This is a genomic window from Pediococcus parvulus (assembly GCF_007990205.1).
Lineage (GTDB): Bacteria > Bacillota > Bacilli > Lactobacillales > Lactobacillaceae > Pediococcus > Pediococcus parvulus.
In genome coordinates, this window is sequence record NZ_BJWE01000073.1 from 1 (window position 1) to 3,712 (window position 3,712).

Annotated in this window: 4 protein-coding genes; 1 reads left to right on the forward strand and 3 read right to left on the reverse strand. The window is 37.1% G+C overall.

Annotation, left to right across the window (positions count from 1 at the left end; translation table 11 throughout):
• Nucleotides 1-960: 960 nt before the first annotated feature.
• From PPA04_RS09205 to PPA04_RS09215, 3 genes are all read right to left on the reverse strand, one after another.
• Nucleotides 961-1,284 carry a magnetosome magnetite crystal formation protein family gene (locus PPA04_RS09205; protein WP_057785048.1) on the reverse strand — a complete coding sequence of 108 codons (324 nt, stop codon included), beginning with the start codon at nt 1,282-1,284 and terminating at the stop codon, nt 961-963.
• 135 nt (nt 1,285-1,419) lie between these two features.
• Nucleotides 1,420-2,151 carry a C40 family peptidase gene (locus tag PPA04_RS09210; RefSeq protein WP_057785049.1) on the reverse strand — a complete coding sequence of 244 codons (732 nt, stop codon included), beginning with the start codon at nt 2,149-2,151 and terminating at the stop codon, nt 1,420-1,422.
• Between the two features lie 204 nt (nt 2,152-2,355).
• Complete coding sequence (locus PPA04_RS09215) at nt 2,356-2,790, reverse strand: hypothetical protein (protein WP_057785050.1); 435 nt, start codon at nt 2,788-2,790, stop codon at nt 2,356-2,358.
• A gap of 211 nt (nt 2,791-3,001) precedes the next feature.
• On the opposite strand from PPA04_RS09215, the gene PPA04_RS09220 reads away from it, so the two are divergent.
• Nucleotides 3,002-3,652 carry an MIP/aquaporin family protein gene (locus tag PPA04_RS09220; RefSeq protein WP_057785051.1) on the forward strand — a complete coding sequence of 217 codons (651 nt, stop codon included), beginning with the start codon at nt 3,002-3,004 and terminating at the stop codon, nt 3,650-3,652.
• The last annotated feature ends 60 nt before the right edge of the window (nt 3,653-3,712 follow it).

A 3,712-nucleotide genomic window follows, 5' to 3' on the forward strand; every position in this document is an offset into this window, starting at 1 on the left:
ACTTTTTCTTCACTCACTACACAAAAAAAGTAGACTTTAAGTTCTTCTCAAAGCTTAAAGTCTACCTACGAGGAAAGGGTTTCGCGATTAACATCTTCAATATCAAATTTGTTAATAACTTTACACCTTCATTGTTCAATTGTTCTACCGTCGTGAACCTGACCTACCTGTGATCGTTGTTATCAAAATCTGCTAATTGTGATCAGCGTAAGTTTGAATCCCACGTGATACATACACAAAATACAGGCTAACGGTGATTAAAGACGGTTTTGGAAGAAATTAGTTTTACTATCCTAAATACCTCCGCAAACGTACTAGATACTTGTTACTTACTAACTACTGTAATTCTTTGAATAATCGGAACCTGTAAGTTATCTCTAACTTACGTTTACTCTTGTCATTGGCAACACCTGCTTAAACCGAAGCCTAATTACATATTAACCAAAATCTTTATCATATTTAGTTGCTTCGTTACCAGAAAACTACGCACCTATCAATCGCACATCTAGGCTTTTGAGCCAAGTACTAACTACTTTATCCGCTCACAATGTTCTTCAACATCAAAACCTTGGAAACCGATGCTCATAACTCAAGGTATCATTATCATACTCTCCTGAGTTGCACATCAAAACTTTTGAGCTAACGTACATAATCAATCTGACTGTAAACTGCTCACATGTTTTTCAACAAGCAAAACCTTTACACGATGCCCATGATTGATAAGCCTTCACCACATAGTTCCAAGTTGCGCTTCTACGTTAGATCACCATCGGCAACTATCGACTGACCTAAAGCGCTTTGAGAAGTTTGAGTTAATCGGAAATCTTTCATTCCCTTTCCTCACTTATTATATTAGCACATCATGTAACCGCTTGCAACATTTAAAACAACTTTTTTTGAAAATTAAAAAGCCAGGGGAGTTAAAGATTAACACACCGGCTTTAGTGACAGTTTATTCAGTTAATTTACAAGAATTTTAATTCCTTTATAGATGCTGTAAATGAAAAATCCAATTGATACAATGGCAAATATGCCCAATAAAATCATGAGAAGCCAGCCAACCGAAGTGGGGTCATTTGAAATTGCTCCCTGAATGCCTGCAATGATTAAAATTGCAAATAGAAAAATAGCAGGGAATAGATGAACGAGTAGCGCATGGGCTGCATAATGGCGAGTTTGTGGGCGATCACTAGTGAGGATCCAAACAATTAATGGAAACAAAACTGGCAAAAATAAAATGCTCAAATAGGAAAGGGAACTTAGTACTTTGTTTTCAGTTGTCATTAGAAATAACCTCCTAGTCATTTATGATAATTACATTGTACAGGACTTTTCATGTGAGGTATACAAATATGAATACTAGAATAAATTCACAAAAAAATAGTAGCACCTAAGCACTACTATATCCATTATTAAAGTTTAGCTTAATGTTGCAGGTCGACAATATCCAACACAATGCCACCATGGTGAAGCAACTTTTTCAGTGATGACACCGCGATTTTGAGCATCAATCATTTTACCGTTACCAACATAGATACCTACATGAGAGATGCTTCTCTTACTTCCTCCAAAGAAGACGAGATCGCCTTTCTTACGAGTGCTCGTTGAAGCCTTTTTGTATTTATTGTATTGTGACTGAGCTGTTCTTGGAAGGGTCTTATTGATGGCTTTCTTGTAAACGTACTTTGATAAGCCGGAACAGTCAAAATATTTAGGACCAACTGCTCCGTAAACGTAACGTTTTCCTAATTGTTTACGAGCTTGGCTATAAATCTTGGCATAAGTTGCGGTACCAGGTTTGAGCTTCAAATAACCATGCCATACCCAGCCAGCTGCCTTGCCATTAGTACTGATGGCGTAATAGTATTGTGTTTTTACGCCGTTTCTAAGAATAATACGCGACTTCGTAACTCGGAAAGTAGTTCTTGGATAGTTTTTTAATTGATGAGCGGTTTTAAAACTAACATAAGGTAGTTTACCATTCAAATTGTAAAGAGAACCCTTAGCGCTGGTACGAACATAAGATTTGACCGTGACGTTTTTAGTAGAAACTACACGAAATGTTGTAGCCGCGTTTGCTTGAGTTGCATGAACGGCAGTGATTCCGATAAAAATGCTTAGAATTGCGAATATTCTCAGTATGTACTTCATATTAGATATTACCCCCGTGCGAATTGTATAACGTTCATGATACTTAATTTATATTACAGGGAAGTAACTTAATAGTGTCAATGCAATTAAAGTGACCTCAATAAGTCAAAGACTTTTGTAATATTTGATAAAATTTTAAATTATGTTGCAAAAAAAATTCACCCTCAAAAAATAGGTGAATTCTTAATAATTGCAATTTTATGCTTAATTAGCACTGTCTAAAGGAATTTGTTGCGTACGTTTCTTCTTCAGCTCACGCAATTGGTTTTTTAAATCTTCAATGGCGTCTTCATGCTTTACCTTCCACTCTTTGTAGGTTGAACGAGTGTCTGTATCACCAATATCCAGTCCAGTTTCAAGCCAAAAAACAGCTTCAGTTAAACTGGCAAAGTTTTTCATCCACAGGGTGTGGCCATTGTCGGAATCGAAAGCAACATATGATTTGTAGTGCTTTGTCAGATAGGTGTGTTTCATGATCTTAAAAGCTTTGCGTTGTCTGGTCAGTTTGTAGTCGGGTAGAATAAAATGGCCTTGGCTTTTGAGCTCGGGAACATTATTATTTCGCTTTTGTTCTTTATAATCGGTTAAAAATTCTTTTGCGGTTGGTTCTGTGATTAACTTGACATCGACTTGGCTCATGGTCATTCCCCCTAAAAATATATTAGTTATATTTTACCATAACAACAAGAAAGATACGCTATGTAAACGAGCGTTTTGTCCGATTTTAAAGGATAGTTAAATTTTATTACCGGTTTTTAATAGTTCAAGATTGTTTATTTTGAAAAATTAGTCTATAATTTTTGTTAGATAGAAAGTATTCATTATTCGTAATGTAACGGGAGATGGAAATATGAGAAAATATTTAGCTGAGCTCATTGGCACTTTTGTATTAGTTTTTGTCGGAACGGCAACGGTTACGATTGCTAAAGGAAGTACTTTGACAATTGGATTGGCGTTTGGATTGGCAGTTACTGTGATGGCTTATTCGGTTGGCTCAATTTCAGGAGGTCATTTTAACCCAGCGGTATCATTGGCAATGTTGTTAAATCATCGATTAGGAATCAAGGATTTTGTGGGCTATGTGATTTCACAGTTTGTTGGCGCAATTTTGGCATCTGCAATTGTGTTTGATTTAGTTCATGAATTAGGATTGTCGACAAAGAATTTGGGACAAACGGACTTTCCGAATATTTCGGTGGGTGGTGCGTTTATTACGGAAACGTTGGTAACATTCCTGTTTGTGTTGGTTATTGTGTTGGTCACAAGTAAAAAGTGGGGCAATGCAAACTTTGCGGGATTGATTATTGGAATTACATTGGCGTTGATGATTATAGTGGCGTTGAATTTGACGGGAGGATCATTGAACCCGGCACGAAGTTTTGGTCCGGCGTTGTTTGCGGGTGGTTCAGCGATGACTCATTACTGGTTGTATTTGGTGGCACCATTGGTAGGAGCGGTGTTGGCTGCTGGTGTGGGTAATTATTTGGGCAGTGAAGAGTAAAGTGCGCGAGACAAGTCGGTAAAAGGCAGATTATAAGCATGATGTATGCGGGATCGCAAT